The 23568-nt window shown below is 52.4% G+C and carries 20 protein-coding genes; 4 read left to right on the top strand and 16 right to left on the bottom strand.

Features of this window, described 5'->3' with window-relative positions; translation table 11 throughout:
• Positions 1–14 precede the first annotated feature (14 nt).
• Genes MWU62_RS08755 through MWU62_RS08735 form a run of 5 tightly spaced genes read right to left on the bottom strand, consistent with a single transcriptional unit; the run spans position 15 to position 5919 of the window.
• A complete protein-coding gene (locus MWU62_RS08755; protein WP_247114497.1) occupies positions 15–1364 on the bottom strand; it encodes a hypothetical protein in 1350 nt (449 codons plus the stop codon).
• 4 nt (positions 1365–1368) lie between these two features.
• The gene (locus MWU62_RS08750) at positions 1369–2244 is read right to left on the bottom strand and encodes a polysaccharide biosynthesis protein (RefSeq protein ID WP_247114496.1); all 876 of its coding nucleotides are present in this window, start codon (positions 2242–2244) and stop codon (positions 1369–1371) included.
• Complete coding sequence (locus tag MWU62_RS08745; RefSeq protein WP_247114495.1) at positions 2244–3827, bottom strand: XrtA system polysaccharide chain length determinant; 1584 nt, start codon at positions 3825–3827, stop codon at positions 2244–2246. Before MWU62_RS08745 ends, MWU62_RS08750 begins: the two co-directional genes overlap by 1 nt.
• The gene (locus tag MWU62_RS08740) at positions 3827–4465 is read right to left on the bottom strand and encodes an XrtA/PEP-CTERM system exopolysaccharide export protein (RefSeq protein WP_247114494.1); all 639 of its coding nucleotides are present in this window, start codon (positions 4463–4465) and stop codon (positions 3827–3829) included. The genes MWU62_RS08745 and MWU62_RS08740 overlap by 1 nt, the downstream gene beginning before the upstream one ends.
• 47 nt (positions 4466–4512) lie before the next feature.
• Positions 4513–5919 (bottom strand): TIGR03013 family XrtA/PEP-CTERM system glycosyltransferase, encoded by a 1407-nt coding sequence (locus MWU62_RS08735; protein ID WP_247114493.1) that lies wholly within the window; start codon positions 5917–5919, stop codon positions 4513–4515.
• 281 nt (positions 5920–6200) lie between these two features.
• Here MWU62_RS08735 and MWU62_RS08730 point away from each other — a divergent pair, with 281 nt between their 5' ends.
• Complete coding sequence (locus tag MWU62_RS08730) at positions 6201–7109, top strand: XrtA system polysaccharide deacetylase (RefSeq protein WP_247114492.1); 909 nt, start codon at positions 6201–6203, stop codon at positions 7107–7109.
• A gap of 31 nt (positions 7110–7140) precedes the next feature.
• Complete coding sequence (locus MWU62_RS08725) at positions 7141–8178, top strand: AAA family ATPase (RefSeq protein ID WP_247114491.1); 1038 nt, start codon at positions 7141–7143, stop codon at positions 8176–8178.
• A 16-nt stretch (positions 8179–8194) separates the two neighbouring features.
• Here MWU62_RS08725 and prpD read toward each other — a convergent pair whose 3' ends face one another.
• The 6 genes from prpD to MWU62_RS08695 all read right to left on the bottom strand — a co-directional run bounded on the left by prpD (position 8195) and on the right by MWU62_RS08695 (position 16754).
• Positions 8195–9679, bottom strand: a complete 1485-nt coding sequence (prpD, locus tag MWU62_RS08720) for a 2-methylcitrate dehydratase (protein WP_247114490.1) — start codon at positions 9677–9679, stop codon at positions 8195–8197.
• A 110-nt stretch (positions 9680–9789) separates the two neighbouring features.
• Complete coding sequence (gene prpF, locus MWU62_RS08715) at positions 9790–10968, bottom strand: 2-methylaconitate cis-trans isomerase PrpF (RefSeq protein ID WP_247114489.1); 1179 nt, start codon at positions 10966–10968, stop codon at positions 9790–9792.
• 202 nt (positions 10969–11170) lie between these two features.
• A complete protein-coding gene (acnD, locus tag MWU62_RS08710) occupies positions 11171–13783 on the bottom strand; it encodes a Fe/S-dependent 2-methylisocitrate dehydratase AcnD (RefSeq protein WP_247114488.1) in 2613 nt (870 codons plus the stop codon).
• 192 nt (positions 13784–13975) lie between these two features.
• Positions 13976–15106, bottom strand: coding sequence for a 2-methylcitrate synthase (gene prpC, locus MWU62_RS08705; RefSeq protein WP_247114487.1), 1131 nt, complete (start codon positions 15104–15106; stop codon positions 13976–13978).
• Positions 15107–15150: 44 nt separating this feature from the next.
• Positions 15151–16041, bottom strand: a complete 891-nt coding sequence (prpB, locus tag MWU62_RS08700) for a methylisocitrate lyase (RefSeq protein ID WP_247114486.1) — start codon at positions 16039–16041, stop codon at positions 15151–15153.
• Between the two features lie 32 nt (positions 16042–16073).
• A complete protein-coding gene (locus MWU62_RS08695; RefSeq protein WP_247114485.1) occupies positions 16074–16754 on the bottom strand; it encodes a GntR family transcriptional regulator in 681 nt (226 codons plus the stop codon).
• 204 nt (positions 16755–16958) lie between these two features.
• Between MWU62_RS08695 and galU the strand changes: the two genes are divergently transcribed.
• Positions 16959–17798: a UTP--glucose-1-phosphate uridylyltransferase GalU gene (gene galU, locus MWU62_RS08690; RefSeq protein ID WP_200360869.1), complete on the top strand. Its 840-nt coding sequence runs from the start codon at positions 16959–16961 to the stop codon at positions 17796–17798.
• 24 nt (positions 17799–17822) lie between these two features.
• Here the strand turns inward: galU and MWU62_RS08685 are convergent, their stop codons facing one another.
• Complete coding sequence (locus MWU62_RS08685; RefSeq protein ID WP_247114484.1) at positions 17823–18239, bottom strand: helix-turn-helix transcriptional regulator; 417 nt, start codon at positions 18237–18239, stop codon at positions 17823–17825.
• A gap of 116 nt (positions 18240–18355) precedes the next feature.
• Between MWU62_RS08685 and MWU62_RS08680 the strand changes: the two genes are divergently transcribed.
• On the top strand, positions 18356–19234 hold the full coding sequence (locus MWU62_RS08680) for a RibD family protein (protein WP_247114483.1): 879 nt from the start codon (positions 18356–18358) through the stop codon (positions 19232–19234).
• Here the strand turns inward: MWU62_RS08680 and MWU62_RS08675 are convergent.
• The 4 genes from MWU62_RS08675 to MWU62_RS08660 are packed head-to-tail and all read right to left on the bottom strand — an operon-like array spanning position 19209 to position 23559.
• The gene (locus MWU62_RS08675; protein ID WP_247114482.1) at positions 19209–20162 is read right to left on the bottom strand and encodes a lysylphosphatidylglycerol synthase transmembrane domain-containing protein; all 954 of its coding nucleotides are present in this window, start codon (positions 20160–20162) and stop codon (positions 19209–19211) included. The genes MWU62_RS08680 and MWU62_RS08675 overlap by 26 nt on opposite strands.
• A complete protein-coding gene (locus MWU62_RS08670) occupies positions 20159–22156 on the bottom strand; it encodes a glycosyltransferase (RefSeq protein WP_247114481.1) in 1998 nt (665 codons plus the stop codon). Before MWU62_RS08670 ends, MWU62_RS08675 begins: the two co-directional genes overlap by 4 nt.
• On the bottom strand, positions 22143–22541 hold the full coding sequence (locus MWU62_RS08665) for a 6-carboxytetrahydropterin synthase (protein WP_247114480.1): 399 nt from the start codon (positions 22539–22541) through the stop codon (positions 22143–22145). The genes MWU62_RS08670 and MWU62_RS08665 overlap by 14 nt, the downstream gene beginning before the upstream one ends.
• Before the next feature lie 10 nt (positions 22542–22551).
• Positions 22552–23559 (bottom strand): zinc-binding alcohol dehydrogenase, encoded by a 1008-nt coding sequence (locus tag MWU62_RS08660; RefSeq protein ID WP_247114479.1) that lies wholly within the window; start codon positions 23557–23559, stop codon positions 22552–22554.
• Positions 23560–23568 lie beyond the last annotated feature (9 nt).

The raw sequence follows: 23568 nt of genomic DNA, 5'->3' as shown, positions 1-23568 counted from the left end.
TTCCATTCCTAACGCTATCTACTCAGTGCAAAACCGCGACTCAGCACAAGGCGTAACTCGAATTGGTTTTGATCGTCTCTGGCAAAACGCGAGCGCAGGTACGATTGATTGAATTCAACACCAAAGGTTGTATTTTCTGCTAACTGCCGGGTCCAGCTTGTGGTTAGCTGATGGATCTCATCAACAATAATATCGGCGTCTTCGTTTGCATCACCTTGCCAGCTGTATCCAAAGGCTAATCTTTGAAGCGCGTTCAACTGAAACCCAAGGTTAATACCTCCGCGGTACTCATGGGTGATGGCTCCGGAAAGCTGCGAGTCCAAAATGGCGCCTTCTGCATACACGCCAAGGGTGCACACATCGCACAGCCGTTGGTTGTTATGGCTAATCAACAATGAATCGCTAACAACAAGGTCTTGCAGTCGCACGGTATCTGGCAGGAGATCAAATATCGGCGGTACTTCCCGGGAAAGGTCGATAGCGCTGTCATACATTCTGCGGTCGTACTTTATAGCAGTGCGCCAGTCCGCGCCCACCCACGAGCGCTCTAAAAAGCCGGTTACAGCATCGTGCTCGTCTGTAGCGCCGCCAGTGTATTCGGTATCTGCTTTGCTACCACCTGCCCCAATGCTAAAGCTGCCATGTTCCAATTGTAAGCTGTAGACCAGCTGCGCGGAGTCTATAGTTGTTTCGGCTCCCTGTTGCTCTGACCAGCTCCGGTTAGCGTTTAAGCTTACCGATGAGCGCTCACTCAACCTGCGTGACAGTTCACTTCCGGCGGTGAATGACTCTTGGTCGCCAAGCTCGTCTTCACCAAAGCTTCGACCAGCCTGGCCGAAAAAACGCAGCATTGATAGGTCGCCGGGATAAAACCTCAAACCTGCTCCCCCAGTCACACTGTTTTGTGTGTCGTAACTGGACGGGTTTGTCTCAAAGCCAGTGTTGTTACGCACAGAGGTGACGGTATGGCCCAAATTAAAATCGAACCGGCTGCCCGGGTCTGCGTGGGTGTAGCGAGACGCACCGGTTAGAGTGCTGCTATCTGTCTGGCCGCCATCTACCGTTTCCCGGCGGGTTTCTAGGGTGCCACCGTATCTCAGCGCCAGAGCATTGGCGCCTTTCTCGAGAGAGCCTCCTATATTTCCGGATACTCCGGCCACTGGCTCCGTATTAGTGTCAGTATACGTGCTTCTGTCGGTGCGGGTGTGAGTGCCCCCTGTAAACACAGAAGCCGAGCCGGAGATTGTTGTAGTATCGTCATTCAGGCTCTGCGCCATTCCTGTATACGACCAAGCAATGCAGCATAAGCCCATCAGACATCGGGTAAGAGGATAAGTGCGTGCAATCCGTGCCCGGCGCTCCATGGGCCTACTCCTGAAAAATCAGGCCGGAGAATTTATCGGATCCAAGTGCATCCACTGAATCTTCAATGACTTCACCAGTGACTTCTCCAAATGGAACGCCGAAAACAATCTGGTCTGCAAAGCGTTCCAAAATTCTGGCTTCGGTGTTTTCTTGAAAGGGCGGAGTGTTAAGCACAATGCAGCGATCCGGGTAGCGGGCTTTCAACTCGGTAATCAACTCTCGCATGCGCACGGCAGAAAAAAGCTCAACCGCTGAGGACGCCTGAGTGCCTGCAGGAATAACGGTAAGACGCTCAACACCACTAGGGTAAAGGATAGACTGAATCTTGAGCGAACGATCTGCAACAAAGTCTGTAACCCCTGATGTCATAGGGCTTGAAACAAGGCTGCTCAACTCTTTACCGTAAGGATCACAGTCTACAAGCAATGCTGAGGTGTGAGAGTCCAAAGCAAACGCGGCTGCTAAATTATAGGCCGTCAACAAACCGCTATGGCCTTTACCCAAACTACTGAACATCACGATAAAGTTGCCGTCGCCCGCACGGTTACGCAGCTGTATGCGCAACTCCCGGTAAGCGTCCATAACTTCTTTATCTGCCATTCCTGAGTAAATTATCTTGCGCTCACGTAGCTGTTCGCGGCTCCATGGCTTGGGGTTGCCAATTAGTGAAAGAGACACCGATGAGTCGTAGACCGTTGGGGGATGCTCGTTGTCATTGGTTTCCACTCGGGTCCAGTTGGGCTTATCGCGATCAGAGCCTGCATAGGGCCGCTCTTTGCGAAAGTTTTCTTCTACTTTCGCTTCTCCACGATCATTTTCAACTTGGCGGCGTTCGCTCTGGCTTTTGAGAAGCGCTTTATAGAGTTTGTTGTCGTCCATTAATTGCTCCCTTGCCCAGCGCCCAACCCGATTAGCTCGCCGACCTTGTTGACCAGTTGTTCCGGGGCAATGCCCATCACACTGAAAACGAGAATAGCCAGATACGCCGTCATGAAGACCGCTAGCACCACCAGAATTAATAGTACATCTTTGCGCAGCAGCCGGTCTTTCCAAGTGCTGCGGTAATGGGGAATGCTTGTGAGAACAGGAATTGACTCCGGCAGCGCGAGCTGCAGTGCGCGGGGTGAGCGAACCCGTTGATCAAACATCACCAGCATAACCAGCAGGCCCAGCACCATAGCACTACCCAAGAACGGGCCAGCCAGACCTACTTGATAGAGCTGAAGACCATCCCAACGGGTGGGATAAGACGCCGGCTCCTGAATTTTGTAGCTTACTCCTTCTCCTTGCACATCGAGTGTCATGGATAGCCGGGCTTTCTCCCGGCGCTGAAGCATGTCTTCGTATACACCTCGGGTAACATCGTAGTCTCGGGTAAGCTCTGAGAGCTCCGCCTGATTTTCTGCAACTCTCTGGGAGCGCTTGAAGGATTCCTCAAGTAGTCGTTCAAGAGATGCTAGTCGGTTTTTCTGAACAGTTAAGCGAGTGGTGCTGTCAGATAGCTGGATTTTAAGGTTTTCATAAACCGGGTTCTCCATCACCTCGGTAATACCGCCGTCTCGATCAGCGTCCGACTGTTTGGAAACTCTTTGTTCCAAATCGGCGATCTGATCCTGAACGCTGACCACATCCGGGTGGCGCTCGTGGTAGCGCAGCAGCAACGAATCGAGCTCTTGGCGCATAGCGACCAACCGGCGCTCTGCGGCAGATTTGCCAGGATCTACGGTGATACGACGCACCGGTTGCTCGTTCTCAAGCTGGCGCCTCGTTAGCAGAACTTCGGATTCAGTCTGTTGAATTTCAAGTTTTAGGTTCTCGATATCTCGGCGCAGAGCCTCGATCCGACCTTGTACGCTACCCTCAGTTCCGTCCTGATTAGCGGATTTGAATTCTTTCAACCGCTGTTCTGCTTCTTCGAGTTGGCGTTGGTAGGTTTTCACCTGTGAGTCGATAAACTCAAACGCACCTTGGCTCTCGGAACGCTTTTTACGAACAGTGCGCTCAACAAAACGATTTAACACGGCACTGAGAACCTGAAACGATTCATCAGGGCTTCTACTGGTGTAGCTCAGCTCAAGGAAGTTTCGGTTTGATACTCGAATACCTACCTGCTTGCGCAAGTCGCTAATCTTTCTATTGCGGACAGCATCGGTTTCCCCGCCCTCAATTAACCTCGTATCCAGAGCGACCTGCTCCAAAAAAGAGCGGCTTTGCATCATTTCCCGAGCTTCGTTTATTCGGTCTAATTGAGTTACCTCAGCCTGACCCCGAAGCAATGGTTGGAGGATATTGGACTGGTCAGCGTATAAAACCGCCTGTGAGGTGTAACTTTTTGGTGTTACGTAGCCCAACGCCAACACCCCCGCTGTCACGGTCATAAATATGATTACCGCGGCCAATCGATGCCGGTACAGCTCAAGCTTTACGGCACGAAGGGTATCGAGAATGAACTGTATGTCCATTAGAGCTCGCCTCGGAACAGTTGCTTACGGGGCACGCTGATCACATCACCCGGCTGCAAAGCATGGTTCGTGCGCATATCACCGTCGGTAAGGATGGCTTCCAAATCTAGCGCGAAACTCTGATATTCACCGTTAATCTGGCGATGAAGAGTGGCGCGGCTGTCTGCGGCGAAGTCGGTAACGCCACCGGCCATAAGCACAACATCAAGAACGGTCATGCCAGGCTGGAACGCAACTGATTGCGGAGAACCAACCTGACCAGTAACCCTCACGCGATTGCGGAATTCCTTGCTGAGCGGATCGGTAACCATAACAGTCACCTCCGGCGTACGAATGTACTCGCCCAAAGTGTCGCTGATTTCTGCAGCCAGTTGCTCAGGCTTTTTGCCTTCGGCTTTCACATCACCCATAAGGGGCATGGAGATAAAGCCATCAGGCCGAACTACAATGGATTGGCCCAACTCTGGATTACGCCAAACATGAATGGAGACGGTATCTCCTACGCCAATCATGTATGGCTCCGCCTGCAACTCTGATGCTGGCGGTATTTCAGCGGAAGACGGCAGGCCAGAGCAAGCGGCAATGAACACACTCAATATCGCAATCAATGCAGTCCGAACGTACGTGATAGTTGTCATAAACGCCTTCCAACCCCTTTTTGTTCTATATCTGTGTTTCGGTATGTCTACCGAACGCCTTTGCCTAGGAGGATCACTTCCACGGTTTGAATCATGATCAGAAAATCCATCAAAAGGCTGTGATTTTTGGAGTAATAAAGATCGTACTCCAGCTTCCCTTTGGCGTCTTCAACCGATGCACCATAGGGGTATTTAAGTTGCGCCCAACCCATTAATCCGGGTTTTACGTAATGTCGCGTATCATAAAACGGAATCTTTTCTTTAAGCTCGGTGACAAATTCAGGCCTTTCCGGGCGAGGCCCCACGATGCTCATTTCACCTTTGATTACGTTGTAGATCTGCGGCAACTCATCCAAGCGTGTGTTGCGTATAAAGGCGCCCACTCTGGTAACCCGGTTGTCATTAGCGGAAGCCCAGCGGGCTTGGCCATCTTTCTCTGCATCTTGCCGCATACTGCGGAACTTGTAGATGCGAAACTCTTTACCCAGCATGCCTACGCGAGTTTGGCTATACAAAATCGGCCGCCCGGTTTCCAGAAAAACGGCAAGCGCTGTGAGAATGATGAACGGCAGCATAACTGCGAGAAGCGTAAGGCTTATGAGAAGGTCTAGCGAACGCTTGGCAAAGGCCCTAGTTTTTGAAGCTTTAAAGCCTTCCGAGAACACAATCCACGAAGGATGCACCATATCCAGCTTGGCTTTTTTTAGTTCCCGTTCATAAAAATCTACGCCGTTGGTAATGGCAATTCCCCGCAGCTTACATTCCATCAACTCTGGCACCGGAAGCCACCCACCTTCGCTACGACGACGCTCTTGCTGGGCAACAACGATTTCCGAAACCCTATTCTTCCGGCAAAATTGATAGAGATCCTCGGGCGTGGGCAACATCTGTTCTGCTTTGACAGCCCCTGTCGCATTATCCGAGATACAACCGATGATCCGCACTCCGAGAGCACGCATATTACGCTCATATTCATCCAGCAAATTCGCGGCAAAACTGCCAGCGCCAAAAATCACTACGCGGCGAACAAGCTGCTCCGAGTCTACAATCCGCAGGAATATCAACCGAAGAGCAATCACAACCAGAGAAGCAAACGTAACCGCCCAGAACAAATTGGTGCTGCCAGGGTTTGCCGAAGGCACGATTAAATAGAGTAATTTCAGCCCAATACCGCCCACAAAGCAGTAGGCAACCAAAGTGCGGAAGAACAGCGCCGACGTGCTTTCATAAACCATGGAGAGGTAGCCACCCATGGCGAGTGTTCCGCAGCTCAGGATCAGCGCGAACAGGCTTGCCGAGAAAATATTTGTATCCACAGACGGGTAGCCGACTCCAGCGACCCCCAGCAGCAGCGCCAAAGAAGAAAAAATCGAATACAAAACGATGAATTCCAGCGCAGCAAGCACCAGATAGGGGATATGAAGATAGTGTTTTCTGAAACGAATATACGACACGCTGAACTTCCTTGTCGTCTGCACAACAACCTGCGCCAGACAAACATCAAATTCTCCGACAGCCACGCTCAGTTTGCGGAGAGCGCCCCCTTACTGCCGGTTCATTTTATATAATGACCTATTTTGCTATGGCCAGTATCCAATCTCAACTTATTGTATCTTTTGGTAACATAGTTTTACATTGTTTTTCATCGCTACTAGGAATTACCTTGACGGAGAATTGTAATTGCACTGTCAGTAGGTGAAAATCGTATCAACGGTTTTACTGGGAAGGAGCGCCCATGCCAAGTCAGGACAGACCCCAACCCTTGCATGCCATGAGCATAGACGTAGAAGATTATTTCCATGTTGCTGCTCTCTCCGGCGTAATCCGGCCAGACCAGTGGGACTCCCTGCCTTCCCGCGTGGAGCAGAACACCGAGAGCCTGCTCGAGCTGTTTGATAAGCATCATGTGAAAGCGACTTTTTTTGTGCTTGGGTGGGTCGCCGAGAGATTTCCCGCCTTAATCCGCAAATTAGCCGACCACGGCCATGAAATTGCGTCCCACGGGTACAGCCATCAGCTGATTTACAAACAGACCCAAGGTGTCTTCCGGGAAGAAACTCTTCGCTCCAAAGCCCTACTTGAAGACATTACCGGTAAAGCCATTGAGGGCTATCGCGCAGCCAGCTATTCCATTACTCGTGATTCACTCTGGGCTCTGGACATCCTTAGCGAGGCTGGCTTTACCTGGGACTCGAGTATTTTCCCGATTCGGCACGATAATTACGGTATTCCCGACTCACCGTCTGCGCCCTACTCCATTGAAACCGCCAGCGGCGCAATTATTCGTGAGTTTCCACTAACCACAGCCCATATCATGGGGCTTTCAATTCCGGCAGCTGGAGGCGGTTATTTTCGCCAATTCCCTTACCCGGTATTCCGGCACCTGTTCCGAAATGCGTCGGGCTTTGGTGCCCGGCCGCAAATGTTCTATTTGCATCCCTGGGAAATAGATCCAGAACAGCCACGTTACGATAACGCAAGTTGGTTTTCGCGTTTTCGACATTACACTAATCTGGACAAGTGCTACGGCCGCCTCGAACGCCTGCTCGGTGATTTCAGGTTTGGAACCGTCAGCGAAAGCTATAATGCTTATGAGCCAGACAAAACCCTGCTGCGCAGCGATCAATTGATCCGCCTCGCCTGATTCAGGGAAAAGAACTGAACAGGAACTGAATATGTATTTGGAATTTTTCGGTCTCCATAGACACCCCTTCCGCATTACACCGGAAGACGATTTTATTTACATGAGCCAGCAACATTCTCGAGCTTATGTGTACATGTCGTCTGCGATCTGGAGCTCTGAGGGGTTTGTGGTTATCAGCGGTGAGATCGGCTCGGGCAAGACAACCTTGCTTAAGAAGACGGTTCGTAACCTTGAGGGCAATCTCAAGTTACTTAATATCTCCTACACCAATCTAGAATCCAAAGACCTGTTCGGCCTAATTCTTCGCAAAGCCGGTATGAAGGTTGAAGACGACGGCAAGGTAGCCATGCTTTTCCAGATCTCTGATTATCTGGAGCAAATGGCGAAGGCTGGCACACCGGTTGTGCTAACCATTGATGAAGCACAAAACCTCACGAGAGAGAATCTGGAAGACATTCGCATGCTGGCCGGTATGGAAAGCATGGGCGGCCCTGCTATGCGGGTAATTCTGCTTGGCCAGCCAGAGCTGAAACAGGCAGTTTTGGACATTCCCCAACTCGCGCAGCGGGTGAAGCTGTTCTTCCATCTGGAAGGCCTAACGTTAAAAGAAACTGCAGAATATATTGATTACCGGCTGCTGGTTTCCGGTCACGGTGGCAATAAGCTTTTCGATGGCGACACGGTTCGCGAGATTCACAAGTTGAGCAAGGGCATTCCAAGGCTGATCAACAAGCTGTGTGACGGCATGATGATGTGCGCCTATTCGGAAGACCGGCCATTTATCGACCCCCACGACCTGAAGTCTATACGGAAGGATTTATTGGGCGAAGAGCTGCCAGAAAACACACCCCAGCCGGCCACCCTGAAAAAGCGCGAGCACTCGGATGCCGAATCAGCCGGGCATTCTGCTGATTTGGCGGCTGTTTCCAGTGCCCTAGTGCGTATGGCCGAAGCGCTGGAGCGCATCGACAACCGGCTTGCCACGATCTTTCCCGGCGAACAAGAGCCTCGCAAAGAAAGTGTTAGCGTGCCTGACAATGTAAAGCCGTTGTCGCCGAACCGAAAATAGCACTGGCTTTAGTTACTTATATAACAAACTTATCTACAAACTCATGAACAGCGGTCTGTTCCAGACTTTTTTGGTCTGCGCACGTTTCAAAGATGTGCTCGCACCTTTGGGCCGGAAAGCGAGTTGCCAGATTGGACCGGAACTTATCTGCAAGCAAAGGAATGCTCTCTTCCCTACGGCGGCGATGGCCAATGGGGTATTCCACTGCGATCTGGTCAGTGCTTGAGCCGTCTTTGAAGAACACCTGAATAGCGTTTGCAATCGAGCGCTTGTCTGCCTCTAGGTATTCGCGGGTGTATTGCTCATCTTCAATAACGTCCATCTTGTCTCTGAGCTCATCGATGATGGAATGGGCTTCGTGGAAGCTATCCTCGTAGTGCTCAGCCACCAAATCACCAAAGATAAGCGGTACAGCTGTCATATATTGTAGGCAGTGGTCCCTATCTGCCGCGTTCGCAAGTTTGCCCACTTTGGAGATTATACGAATAGCGGATTCATGGGTTGTTATAACGATTCGATCAATCTCGCCGAGCCGGTCTTTCACTTGTGGATGAAGCGTTACGGCCGCCTCAGCCGCTGTTTGAGCGTGAAATTCTGCAGGAAAAGATACCTTAAATAGTATGTTTTCCATCACGTAAGAACCAAACTCTTGCGGCAAAGAAAACTCCCGCTTCCCTTCCGGCTTCAAAGCCTGATCTTTGTTGGTTTTACTAAACAGAACATCATAGAAACCCCACTGAGGAGCGGTTAGCGCACTGGGAATACCCATCTCTCCCCGCATGGCTATATCTGCAAGGCGAACAGCCCGGGAAGTTGCATCACCCGCCGCCCAAGATTTTCGGGAACCGGCGTTGGGGGCGTGGCGATAGGTTCTTAAAGACTGACCATCAATCCATGCGTGGGAAAGCGCTGCAAGCAATTGTTCGCGCGTTGCGCCCATGAGCTTTGCTGTAACCGCAGTAGAAGCAACTTTCACCAACACTACGTGATCCAGCCCTACCCGGTTGAACGAGTTTTCCAGTGCGAGCACGCCCTGTATTTCGTGGGCCATGATCATGGCTTCGAGCACCTCACGCATGGTGAGCGGTGCCTTACCCTCTGCGACGCGCTTTTGCGATAGGTGATCGGATACGGCCAGAATGCCGCCCAAGTTATCCGAAGGGTGCCCCCATTCAGCTGCCAGCCAGGTATCGTTGTAATCTAGCCAACGCACAATGCAGCCAATATCCCAAGCGGCCTTTACTGGATCTAGCCGAAATGACGTTCCCGGGACTCGGGCGCCATGGGGAACAACCGTGCCTTCCACTATAGGGCCCAAGTGTTTCGTGCACTCGGGAAAGCGTAAAGCCAGCAGGCCGCACCCTAGTGTGTCCATTAAACAAAGACGGGCCGTGTTCCCGGCTTCTTTGCTTTTTACTTTGTAGGTGAGAACGTAATCGGCGATTTTCTGAAGGACTTCGTCGTAATCGGGGCGCTCGTTAAGATCGAATGTGGCTGACATGAAAATGACTCCTTCGATTCTGATGTTTACTGACTAAAAGCCTAGCTTAACAACCGGGAATCGAAAGGAGCCAATTACCTATCATTTACCTGCTAACACAGAGGCCAGCTCTAAAAACTATCCTCGGGCACCCTTACCCAACCTTCCATCAGTATTCGGGCACTTCGGCTCATGATGGCCTTGGTGGCTGTCCACTGGCCGTTCACTTCTTTTGCTTCTGCGCCTACTTGTAGTGTGCCGGAGGGGTGGCCGAAGGTGACCGAGGTGCGGTCTCCACCACCGGCTGCCAGATTCACCAGTGTTCCCGGAATAGCTGCGGCGGTTGCGATGGCTACAGCTGCCGTGCCCATCATGGCGTGGTGTAATTTGCCCATGGAGAGCGCGCGTACCAGCACATCTATATCACTGCCAGAAATTTGCTTGCCGCTGGATGCGGTATAGCCCGAAGCTGGCGCTACGAAAGCAACTTTTGGTGTGTGTTGCCGGGCTGCGGCCTCTTCGATGTTCTGGATCAGCCCCATTTTGACAGCACCGTAAGCGCGGATGGTTTCAAACATCGCCAGAGCTTTAGGATCGCTATTGATATCATCCTGTAACTCGGTGCCTTTGTAGCCAACGGCTTCTGCATTGATGAAAACCGTAGGAATTCCGGCATTGATCATGGTGGCCTTTAAGGTGCCAACACCGGGAACCTCCAAGTCATCCACCAGATTGCCGGTGGGGAACATGGAGCCTTCGCCGTCTGCCGGGTCCATGAACTCCACTTGAACTTCGGCAGCGGGGAATGTGACGCCATCCAATTCAAAGTCGCCAGTTTCCTGAACTTCGCCGTTGGTGATGGGCACGTTCGCGATGATGGTTTTACGGATATTGGCCTGCCAGATACGCACAACAGCGGTTCCGTTCTCCGGGATGCGGTCTTGCGGTACGTAGCCACTATTGATGGCAAAAGCACCAACAGCGGCCGTGAGGTTGCCGCAGTTGCCGCTCCAGTCCACGAAGGGCTTATCAATGCTTACCTGACCGAACAGGTAGTCCACATCGTGATCTGGCTGAGCGCTTTTGCTCAGAATGACGGTTTTGCTGGTGCTGGAGGTGGCTCCGCCCATACCGTCGGTTTGCTTTTGATAAGGGTCTGGACTGCCGATGACTCGCAGCAGGAGGTTGTCCCGCGCTGGGCCAGGGGTTTGGGCTTTTTCCGGGAGATCGCTCAGGCGGAAAAAGACGCCTTTGCTGGTGCCGCCACGCATGTAGGTGGCGGGGATTTTGATTTGGGGTTTGTGGGGCATGGGGGGTTCCTTTTTGAGTTTATTGGGAGTCGGGCCTCGCCCCCTCTCCCTAGCCCTCTCCCGCGAGGGGAGAGGGGATATATAGCGAAAGTCTGCGAGTTTACTCCCAAGCCTGAGAACTGTGCAGTAAAGCCCCTCGCCCCCGGCGGGAGAGGGGTTGGGGAGAGGGGGAGAGGCATTAAAGCAGGGCTTCAGCCCTCCCTCAAACAGCCCCTTCAGACTGTAAAAAGTCCTCAGCAAACCGCTGCAATACACCACCTGCAGAGTAAATCGACAACTCCTCCGCGGTATCCAGCCTGCAAATAACAGGCACCTTTTCTGTGCTGCCATCCTTGCGGTTGATAACCAGCGTCAGCTTGGCACCGGGCGCAGGCTTGCCTTCCACATCAAAAGTTTCTGTACCGTCAATCTTCAGGGTCTTGCGAGTAGTGCCTTCTTCGAACTGTAAAGGCATAACGCCCATACCCACGAGGTTGGTGCGGTGGATGCGCTCAAACCCTTCGGCAACAATCGCCTCAACACCTGCCAGCGCAACACCTTTGGCCGCCCAGTCACGGGATGAGCCCTGACCATAGTCAGCACCCGCAATGATAATCAGCGGCTGTTTGCGCTCCATGTAGGTTTCGATGGCTTCCCACATGCGGGTGACCTTGCCTTCCGGCTCAATGCGCGCCAGAGAGCCCTGCTTCACTTTGCCGTTTTCGTCCAGAACCATTTCGTTGAACAGTTTGGGGTTGGCGAAGGTTGCACGCTGGGCCGTCAGGTGATCACCACGGTGGGTTGCGTAGGAGTTGAAGTCGACTTCGGGCACACCCATTTTGTGGAGGTATTCGCCAGCAGCGCTGTCCATGAGAATGGCGTTGGATGGCGAGAGGTGATCTGTGGTGATGTTGTCTGGCAATACTGCCAGCGGACGCATGCCTTTCAGGGCCTTCTCACCCACCATGCCACCTTCCCAGTATGGCGGGCGGCGAATGTAGGTGCTCATTTCGCGCCAATCGTACAGTGGGCTGATGTTGGCATGAGATTCCTGAGTTACGTCGAACATCGGGATGTAGGTGCTGCGGAACTGCTCCGGCTTCACCGATTCCTTCACGATGGCGTCGATTTCTGCATCGTTCGGCCAGATGTCTTTCAAGGTTACGGCGTTACCGTCCTTGTCGTAGCCTAGGGTGTCTTTTTCAATGTCGAAGCGGATAGTTCCCGCAATGGCATAAGCAACCACTAATGGTGGAGATGCCAGGAATGCCTGTTTGGCGTAGGGGTGAATCCTGCCATCAAAGTTGCGGTTTCCGGAGAGAACAGCTGTTGAGTATAAATCCCGCTCGACCACTTCTTTCTGGATGACCGGATCAAGTGCACCACTCATGCCGTTACAAGTGGTGCAGGCAAAGCCGACAACACCAAAACCGAGGTTTTCAAGCTCTGGCAGCAACCCGGCATCGTTGAGGTACATTTCAACGGTTTTAGAACCCGGTGCCAGAGAAGACTTTACCCATGGCTTGCGAGTGAGGCCAAGCTTGTTGGCGTTACGGGCTATAAGGCCTGCAGCCACCATGTTGCGGGGGTTACTGGTGTTGGTGCAGCTGGTGATAGCGGCAATAATAACAGCGCCATCCGGCATTTTGCCTTCTTCCAGCTCCCACTTACTGGCAATGCCACGCTCGGCCAGCTCTGAGGTTGGCAGGTGCGCATGAGGGTTGGAGGGGCCAGCCAGCGTACGTACAACACTGGACAGATCAAACTTTAGAACTCGCTCGTACTCGGCAGCTTTCAGAGCATCTGACCAGAGACCTGTGTGCTTGGCGTACTTCTCTACCAGATCTACCTGCTCGTCTTCACGGCCAGTGAGCTTGAGGTAGTCGATGGTCTGGCCATCGATGTAGAACATCGCAGCCGTAGCACCGTATTCCGGTGTCATGTTGGAAATTGTGGCACGATCGCCAATGGTAAGGCTGTCTGCGCCTTCGCCGTAGAATTCCAGATAGGCACCGACTACACGTTCCTTACGCAGGAATTCGGTCAAAGCTAGAACCATGTCGGTGCTGGTAATGCCCGGTTGCAGTTTCCCGGTAAGCTCGACACCCACGATATCCGGCAGTCGCATCATGGAGGCACGGCCCAGCATAACGCTTTCCGCTTCTAGGCCACCAACGCCTACAGAGATAACGCCCAGAGCGTCTACCATTGGCGTGTGGCTGTCTGTGCCTACACAGGTATCAGGAAAAGCCACCTTCTTGCCTTCGCCATCGGCACGGGCCTGCACCACCGGAGACATTTTTTCCAGATTGATCTGGTGCATGATGCCGTTGCCCGGGGGAATCACATCCACATTCTTGAACGCTTTCTTGGTCCAGTTGATGAAGTGGAAGCGGTCGTCGTTACGGCGATCCTCGATTTCGCGGTTCTTCTCGAACGCGTCCTTATCAAAGCCAGCGTGCTCAACGGCCAGAGAGTGATCCACGATCAACTGGGTTGGTACCACCGGGTTCACTTTGGCCGGGTCTCCACCCTTTTCGGCAATGGCGTCACGCAGGCCAGCGAGATCCACCAGAGCGGTCTGACCCAAAATGTCGTGGCACACTACCCGCGCTGGGTACCATGGGAAGTCGAGATCACGCTTGCGTTCGATGAGCTGTTTCAGGGAATCGGTCAGCGCTTCTGGCTCGCAGCGACGAACCAGTTGCTCTGCAAGGATTCTGGAGGTGTATGGGAGCTTGTCGTAGGCGCCAGCCTGAATGTCTTCAACGGCTTGGCGGGTATCGAAATAGTCCAGATCGGTGCCTGGTAGGGGTTTGCGGTAGTTGGTGTTCATGGGTAGTACTCTGAATCTGTTGTATTTCCCCCTCTCCCCCAGCCCCTCTCCCGCAAGGGGCGAGGGGAGTTAAATCAGTATTCCCTCGCCCCTTGCGGGAGAGGGTTAGGGAGAGGGGTGCTTTAATCTTTATCCCCTCCCCCCTCGCGGGAGAGGGCTAGGGCGGTCCGACGCTTCGGGAGGGGGAATTTTTTATGCCCGCTTCTCAATCGGCACCCACTCAGCATGCTCCGGCCCGGTGTAATCCGCGCTCGGGCGGATAATCCGGTTGTTCTCACGCTGCTCTTTCACGTGTGCTGTCCAGCCGGATACGCGGGACATAACAAAAATCGGCGTGAATAATTCAGTGGGAATGCCCATGAAGTGGTAGGTAGAAGCATGGAAGAAGTCGGCGTTGCAGAACAGCTTCTTTTCGCGCCACATGACTTCTTCACAGCGCACGGATACCGGGTACAGAACCGTATCTCCCACTTCGTTGGCAAGCTTCTCTGACCACTTTTTGATGATCACGTTGCGGGGATCGGATTCGCTGTAGATCGCGTGGCCGAAGCCCATGATCTTTTCTTTGCGCTCCAGCATGCCCATCAACCCTGCTTCCGCCTCTTCCGGTGTTTGGAACTTCTGAATCAGTTCCATAGCCGCTTCGTTGGCACCGCCGTGCAGTGGGCCACGCAGGGTACCGATAGCACCGGTTACGCAGCTGTGTATGTCAGACAAGGTAGATGCACACACGCGAGCGGTGAAGGTGGAGGCGTTGAATTCATGCTCGGCGTACAAAATCAGGGATACGTTCATCACGCGCTCGTGCAACTCGCTGGGCTTTTTGCCGTGGAGCAGTTCGAGGAAGTGACCGCCAATGGAATCCACATCACTGTCGGTTTCGATACGAACGCCTTCATGGGCGAAGCGGTACCAGTAGGTGATGATGGATGGGAACAGAGCCAGCATACGGTCGATTTTGTCGTCTTGCTCGCTAAAGTCTTGCTCGGTTTCCAGATTGCCCAACATGGAAGCGCCAGTACGCATCACATCCATGGGATGAGCATCTTTGGGGATATTTTCTAAGACAGTCTTCAGAGCAGCAGGCAATCCACGCAGGCTCTGAAGTTTTTTCTTATAGGCATCCAATTCCTGCTGGTTCGGCAGCTTGCCGCGCAACAAGAGGTAGGCTACTTCTTCAAACTGGGCATTATCTGCCAAATCGCTAACATCGTACCCGCGATACGTTAGGCCGGTTCCGGTTTTACCTACGGTACACAGGGCCGTTTCGCCAGCTACCTGACCACGCAGGCCTGCACCACCGAGTTTCTTTGCTTCTGCCATGGGTTACTCTCCCTCTATTTTATAATTGACCGAGCTTTGCGTTATTAAGCCTTAGATTGCTGAAACAGCTGATCCAGCTTCTGCTCAAAATCGTGGTAGTTAAGGTAATCGTAGAGTTCCATACGGGTCTGCATCAGATCCACTACGTCTTTTTGATCGCCCTTCTCCAGAATATTCTGGTACACGGTTACGGCCGCTTTGTTCATGGCGCGGAACGCACTTAGCGGGTACAGCACCATGGCCGCTCCGGCTTCTCCCAATTCTTTGCGATTATATAGCGGCGTAGCACCGAATTCGGTGATGTTAGCCAGTATAGGCACATCGCCAAGCGCTTTGGAAAATGCTTCGTAGTGCTCTAGCTCAGTTACCGCTTCGGCAAAAATACCGTCAGCACCGGCTTCAATACAGGCTTTGGCACGGTCAATAGCAGCTTCCAGACCTTCTTTTTGGAAGGCATCTGTGCGGGCCATGATAAAAAAGTCTTTATCTACCCGTGCGTCCGCAGCCGCTTTAATTCGGTCGACCATTTCTTCTTTAGATACAATTTCCTTATTCGGGCGGTGTCCGCAGCGCTTCTGGGCCACTTGGTCTTCGATATGAACCGCCGCCGCGCCTGCACGTTCCATTTCACGAATAGTGCGGGCAATGTTGAATGCTCCACCCCAACCTGTATCGATATCCACAAGTAGCGGCAAATCGGTTGCTGCGGTGATGCGGCGAACGTCTTCCACCACATCGTTCATGCTGGTCATACCCAAATCTGGCAGGCCGTAAGAGGCGTTTGCTACACCACCACCGGAAAGGTAAATCGCTTGATGCCCAACTTTTTCCGCCATCATGGCGGCGTAGGCATTAATAGTTCCTACAATCTGTAGGGGCTTGTTGTCTTTTAGGGCTTTGCGAAAACGCGCGCCCGGGGAGAGTTTGTTCGACATGCTTATTCCCTCTCTTTAAATAGTTAGTACAGTCAGATAGTTAAAACGCCTTCCTGAATCTTTTTCTCGATATTTTTTCGAGCGGCGTTGATGTGTCTTTTCATTAGAAATTCTGCAAGCTCACCATCGCGCTGGGCAATGGCTTCAACAATACGGCGGTGTTCACCGAGGGCGCGGTGCGGGCGACCTGCGGAGGTGCTTAACCGGTAGCGATACATACGCACCATGTAATAGAGGTCGCCCAAGAGCATTTGTGCAAGCTTGATATTCCGGCTGCCCGTTGCGATACGGTGATGAAAATCGTAATCCCCTTCAGCCTGATAATAGGCCTGCCCTTGAGCTTCGTCGATCATGGTTTCGTGAGCATCAAGCGTGGCTTGTAGGTCTGCAATTTCCTGAGCGGTCATGCGCTCCGCCGCTTGTCGTGCGGCAAGGCCTTCCATAATCTCTCGAATGCGGTACAGCTCTACTAGCTCCGAGGCACTTAAAGAGACAACTTTTACACCGGCGTGGGGCCTGCGTACCAGAAGCCCTCGAGACTCGAGCCGGCCAAGGGCTTCCCGGAGTGGACCTCGGGTTAGCTCAAAGCGGGAACAGAGATCCAATTCGCCGATTTTGTCGCCGGGCGCAAGATCGCCTTTTACGATTGCCGTTTGCAGACAATCAAAGGCTTCGTCGGCTCTTGTATAGGTTTGAGAAGTGCTATCAGTCATGCTTTGTCGACAATATTGGCTAGATAATAATGAAATTTACGCTCAAGCATCAATATTGTCAACAATACTGGAAATAGACTGTTAACAATCCGAAAACAGTTTTTCTATTCAAAGCGTTTGTATAGAGCCAACAAGAGTATTCAATCAGAGAAATTGATAAACTCGGCCCACCCTTTATAAACTCCGATTTTAAGGACGAATGTGATGATCAAAAAATGCCTTTTCCCCGTTGCAGGCTACGGCACTCGCTTTCTGCCAGCGACCAAAGCGATGCCTAAAGAAATTCTTCCCATTGTTAACAAGCCGCTGGTTCAGTACGGCGTTGAAGAGGCAGCCGAAGCAGGCATTCATGAATTCGGCTTTGTGACCGGCCGGGGTAAACGGGCTATCGAAGATCATTTTGATATGAGCTATGAGCTCGAGCATCAAATTGCGGGGTCTGGTAAAGAGGGTTTACTGACCTCTATTCGTGAACTGATTGATCACAACACCTTCGCATTTACCCGTCAGGTCGAAATGAAAGGCCTTGGGCACGCCATTCTAAGCGGACGCAACCTCATTGGTGACAACCCTTTCGCCGTGGTTCTGGCCGATGACTTTTGCATTGGACCCGCTGACGGCGAAGACGGAGTTTTGGCACAAATGGTGAAGCTGTATAACCAGTTCAGGTGCTCCATTGTTGCCATCGAGGAAGTGCCTGAAGATGAAACTCATAAATACGGTGTGATCGCCGGTGAGTCGATGAAGGACGGCTTATATCGCATTACGGATATGATAGAAAAACCAGCGCCGGAAGATGCCCCGAGCAACTTGGCGATCATTGGCCGCTATATTCTCACCCCGGATATTTTCGAGATTCTGGAACGCACGCCAGCTGGTAAAAACGGTGAAATTCAAATTACCGATGCGCTGCTTGAACAGGCTAAAAACGGCTGCGTGCTGGCTTACCAGTTCAAAGGCCGACGTTTTGACTGCGGCAGCATTGACGGTTTTGTGGAAGCCACCAACTACGTGTACGAAAACATCTACAAAAAACAGAAGTAAGCCGTTCATCGGGCGGTGTAGTGCTTAGCCGCCCAGAATTTGCAATATCAAGCGCCGGTTCTCTGCCGTTGTTTTGCGGAACCGGCGTAATAACTTGGCCTCTTCATCGGATAGCTGAACCCGGCTTATCTCCTGCTCCAACTCTTCCAAAGCTGAAGAAAGGTCGTCGCTATTACTGAAGGCCAAGCCTGGCAACTCGAATTGCCCAAACGTTCCCGGATCAGCCAAATCCAACAATTCTTCCAGCGGCGTTTCTGTTTTTATACAAAAATCCAGCAGTGCTGATAGATCCGGATAGGTGCGCTGCCTCGCATCTGAAGCTTCCCAACTTATAACCTGCGCCTCTTCCACACCGCAGATTTCGGCCACGTCCTGACAGGATAAGCGCCCCGCCTCGCGCATCTGCCGCAACCGGCGGTTGAAAGTCTGCAGGTAACGCATGATATTCGCCTCTGCAAGATTGCTCGAAAAAGTGAGTTAATCTGGAAATGTAACGTACATATAGCTTTATGCACAATCTGCCTATACTGGTTTGAACGCAATCAAGCAGGAACCTTATGATATCTCAAGCTCTCGATGCCGAAACTGTTTGGAATCTGATTTTGCGCGCAGAGAACCAATCGGGCGTGACACTTGCACACCCCGGTTCCGAAGAGCCAGCACTTACGCTAGCGAGTAACGGCGAGTGGCAGTTACTGCAGCCTGCTACAGAAGAAGCCTCTGCATTGTTGAGTGTTTTTTTACCTTTGTGCCAGCCGCTTTCTACCTCCACGTCTTGGCATGTTATTGGCCAACTCGGCCAAAGCCTCGACGGCCGTATTGCAACGGTTACCGGACGCTCCCGTTTTATCAACGGTGATGATGGAATAGTTCATTTGCACCGCATTAGAGCGCTGTCAGATGCGGTTGTTGTTGGCGCTGGTACGGCAACGGCAGATAACCCTCAGCTAACGGTACGCTGCACCAGTGGCACCAACCCAGTAAGGGTTGTGATAGACCGTAATCGCAGAGTGCCCGAAACTCATCACCTGTTTACTGATGGAGCAGCCCCGACTCTGCGATTGGTTGCCGGCGATTACACACCCGGGATCATTGACGGGTTTAGCCAGCAGTCTGTTATCGAGATCCCCTGTTTGGGTAGTGGAACAGAGCCCGCAAACCCCAGGCTCATTCTTGATGTACTTACCGACCTTGGTTTGAGAAAGATATTTATAGAAGGTGGTGGCATGACAGTTTCATCTTTTCTGCAGGCGGGCTTGCTCGACCGCCTTCATGTTATGGTCGCCCCGATGATTATCGGCAGTGGAAGGCCTGCATTCTCCTTGCCCGAAATTGATTTTCTGGACGATGCCTTAAGGCCTGCATCCCGATTTGTGAATCTGGGCACTGATATGCTGTTTGATCTGGATTTTAGCGCTGCCTTACCTGCGAACTGAATAGGAACAGAAGGCCCGGCAAGCTAGAAAAAAATATGAGAGCACCGTAGCCAACACTCAACGCTACACCTTGTTCCGCAGGCAAGCCTGCCAATGGCCAAAGAATAGCAGCCGCACCTTCTCGGACGCCCCAACCCGACACAGTAGTCGGCACCACCATGCTGAGCAGAAGGAGGCTGCACAAAGCTGCCACAACCGCTACTGAGGGCAAATCGATGAGATAGCCCATGCCGGCCGCCAACACTAGGAACACTGCCAAGTAACTCGCCACCACGAGCAGCGATGTTACTACCTGAATAGGGAAAGCGGGCCATGAGAAGAAGGCCCGAGCGAGATCTCCACGCAGAGCACTGAAGTACCCGCGTACTTGAACCCGCTTGCGTGCAAAAACCCACAACAAACCACCGGCAACACCAATACCCGCGAGCAGCCAGTATAAATGTGCCAAAGAACCAAGTTCTGGCGTGTTTGAACTGAGCATTCTGCCCGTAAAGAATAGCCACGAAATGCCAGTGGCAACCACAGACGCAAGCACGAACTGCCCGGACAACCGCTCGATAGCAACGCCATGGGCCGCTGCACGCCGGTTGTTGGTATCAGCAGCATGGCGAAGCGCCCGGTTCACATCACCTAGAACCCCACCCGGTAGCACCTGATTGGCAAAGGTTGCCAGATAGTATTCTCTAACGGCCTGAGTATAGGGTATTGGGAGCCCCAAAAGATCGGCGGTAAACCGCCAGCGCCAAGCTGACAAAAACACCTGAATGATGCCCAAAGCCAGCCCGATGACAATTGCCGATGACGGAATGCGGATGATTTCGACAAGCAGTTTTTCGATATCCACAACCAATAAAACCGCCGCGACGATCAGGGCGGTGAACACCCACTTCAAGGCAACTCGAAACCCTGTGCTGCGAAGTAGATTCATTGGGTTTGATTGGGTGCCGTATCTGGGAAGTGGCTTGATGGTAATCCCAGCACATCCTGATGTGGCACAGTGATTTTCAGCACACCAGCAAGTAACTGCCGCTTTCTAGTCGCAAACCACTCATCCAACTGTTCGCTAGCCTCAGAGCTTTGCTGTTTGGCTGCCGTTACCCAACCTGCCATTAGCATCTCAGCCAGCTTTGCGTCCTTACCTGTAAGTTGCCACGGCGTGTCAGCTACATGCACCTCATAACCTTTGGCCTTTAGTTTGTGTGCGAACCTAGCAGCAGCATCAGGCCCAAGAGCAGCGCCAGTGCCTTTGTCGCCATGCTGATGTTGATTGACTAACGCTTGCAATCGGGAGTCGTATTTGTGGGTAGGCGACAGTACAAAATTGCCGGTGTAGCTGAGCACTATAAGAATGGCCACGTGCTTTGATGTCACTTCATCTACAAGCGCAGCTAGCCAGAGTTCAGATACCAGATCAATGAGCGCCGAGGCCGTCACAACATCTGTGTTTGAGGAGATAAGCTCTCTAAAATCCTTTGGCAGTATGCGGCGCTGTTGAGTTTCACAGGCTAGCTTCAGCTGATGGGCCCTATGGGACGCTTCCCGCAGCAGGCTCTCATCTTGGTCAACCAGCATCCACTCCTGCGGCATAGGTAGCGCAGGGGCAAGATAGACAACATTGGAGCCACGACCTGTGCCGATATCAAGGATTCTAATTGGGCCTTCGCGGTCGCTGTTCCCGCTTATTCTCTCACTAACCCATCGATCTAGCCGCTGTGTGAGCTCGACCGAGCGCGCATCATGATCTGCGGCTTCGCGAGCTTGCAACCATTCGTCGGCGAAGTAGGTCTCGCCGCAGTGGCGCTGCTCAAAATAACTCAAGCCTTTCAGCAGCAGACTCGCTGTATCTGCCCAGCTCATTACATTGCTAGATTCGTTTTCAGCAAGTGCACGAGCTTGCGCTAACGCCACCGGATCGCCAAGCCATGCTTTGAGATTGGCTTGTAACGCGCTCGTATCCCCTGCCCTGTATAACCTAACTCCGGGCCTAGCACTGGTGTTCTTCAGGGCGCCGCCATCCGATGAAATGACCGGCAAGCCTGCCGCTATCGCTTCATCAATCACCATGCCGTAACCTTCATACAACGATGGCAATACAAACACATCGGCTGATTGGTATAAGCTGGCTAGTCGCTGAGCATCAACCTCACCCGCAAGGTCAATTCGAGCGTTGAGGCCAAGTTCATCTATCTGCTTCTGAACAGTGTTGGCGTAGGTTGAGTCCCGCTCGCAGGAGCCAGCCAGAGTGCAATGCCAGAGCAAATCATCTAACTGGGCAAGCGCCTGAACTAAATGATGCTGAGCTTTGCGCGGAGACAAGTGGGCAACACAAAGAATATGCGGAACTCGGGCTTTCTGCGTACCTCCCAACGCTTCGGAGATAGTTGGCAACACATTGCCCACGGGGTTTTCTACACCTGGCTCGGCCGTTCGGATACGCTCCGGTGCAACCCCGTAGTCTGCTAGTCGATACGCCGTAAATGCGCTGGTTGTGAAAACACCACCCACTGTTGCCAACGCCAGTTTCTCGCGTTCGAAAAACCAATCTTGTTCACTCTTATTCAATCCGGTTTCATCTGCCAAAGGGTGGTGAATGAGAGCAATGAGCCGCAATCGATGTGTATGTTTGGCAAGTACCTCCGGCATTGCACTCATGGCAAGCCCGTCGAGAATAACGCGGGAACCCTCTTCCAGCTTTACAAGCAGGTTATCCATCGCCTGAATTGCGATGGCATCCGGCTTAGGAAATGCTCCCGGCACCCCCGTGACCATAGCTTTTGTGCCAGCCTCATTTAAGGCTTCAACCAGTTTCCGCACATACCGATAGCCGCCGGTGTTCTGATTCGGGTCGCCCGGCACTATAAAATGCAGAGTTGAATCAAAGTGCAGAGTTGAAAAGTGCAGAGCTGAATCAGATGTCGGCATGATAACTGGCCCACGCAATGTGCGACTCAGCCAGAGTTACCTTCAATGCACATATGGCTTTTGCTGTCTCGCCTAGCTTACCTGCATGAATGGCTACCGACATGCGATCGAATACTTTCTTTGCCATGAATTCGGTGGTGGTGTTGCGGCCCCTGAAGTCCTCAATATCGTCGAGATTCTTCATGTTGAATTCGCTGAGTACTTGCTTCAGCACTTCTGATGCGAGGCCGATATCAATAATCAAATCGTCCCTATCAAGCTCTTTGCGTTCGAACGTCACATCAACCACATAAGTTGCGCCATGGGTTTTTTGCGCTGGGCCGAAAACCTCACCATTAAAGCTGTGTGCGATCATCATGTGGTCTCGAACTGTAAGGCTGAACATAACAGGTTCCTCAGTATTTTATGCGATGGCAAAGCGTATCACTGTCACTCGACAGTATGCGGCTCATGGTTTCAGGCATCTGTTCAAAGTGCGCTTCTCCGCTAATCAGGTGATCCAAAACCTCGTGTTGCAATAGTTCAAGGGCTAGCTCAAGGCGTTTACGATGGGTCCATCGCGGTACGCGGGCTGGCGGAAGTTGCCCGACCTGGCTCGATATAAGCCGGAGCCTACGGGAGTGGAAACTGGCCCCCAAGGGAATAGAAACAGACTTGTCGCCATACCAGCTCATTTCAAGCAGGGTCGCGTCCTGACCTGCCAACGCAAGCGCAGTAGAGAGGCCGGATTCGTTACCGCTGGCGTGAACAACCAAATCATGGGTATCCACTGACGATTCAGTTGCGAAGCTCAGCCCAAGGGCCTCTGCGATCTTTGCCCTCCCCGGGTTGTTATCAATCGCCGTAACCTGTGTGCCGGGAATACGGCTTGCAAGCCAACTCACAAGAAGACCCACAACACCCAAGCCAACCACTGCTATACGATCTCCAACAGCAGGCATGGCATCCCAGAGACCATTAATGGCCGTTTCCATATTAGCTGCAAGAATCGCTCGCTCTGGCGGAACACCATTGGGGACGCGCGTTACTACACTGGCAGGCACTGAGTAGTGTGTCTGATGGGGATATAGACAAAACACCGTGCGGCCAACGAGTTCATCCGGGCCTTCAAGCACACGCCCAACATTGGCATAGCCGTATTTTACCGGCCAAGGGAATGCACCTTCCTGAAACGGCGCCCGCATGCGATCAAACTCACTTGGCGGAACGCGACCATTGAAAACCAGTGCCTCAGTACCTCTGCTCACGCCAGACCACAGTGTTTGCACAACCACCCACGGCTCGGAGCTATCCAACGGGCGGTGTTGCACAGGTGTGTCTCTAATGCAGGCTTCGCCGGGCCCAGTCACCCAGAAAGCTCGGGCAGTGGATCGCTCTGATAGGTGATTTGAATCGGAACTCATTCCGCACTC

Origin of the sequence: Marinobacter sp. S6332, from assembly GCF_023016045.1 — a bacterium.
Taxonomy (GTDB): Bacteria; Pseudomonadota; Gammaproteobacteria; order Pseudomonadales; family Oleiphilaceae; genus Marinobacter.
The sequence above is the reverse complement of the archived record's forward strand: the minus strand, read 5'-3'. Positions and strand labels throughout refer to the sequence as shown.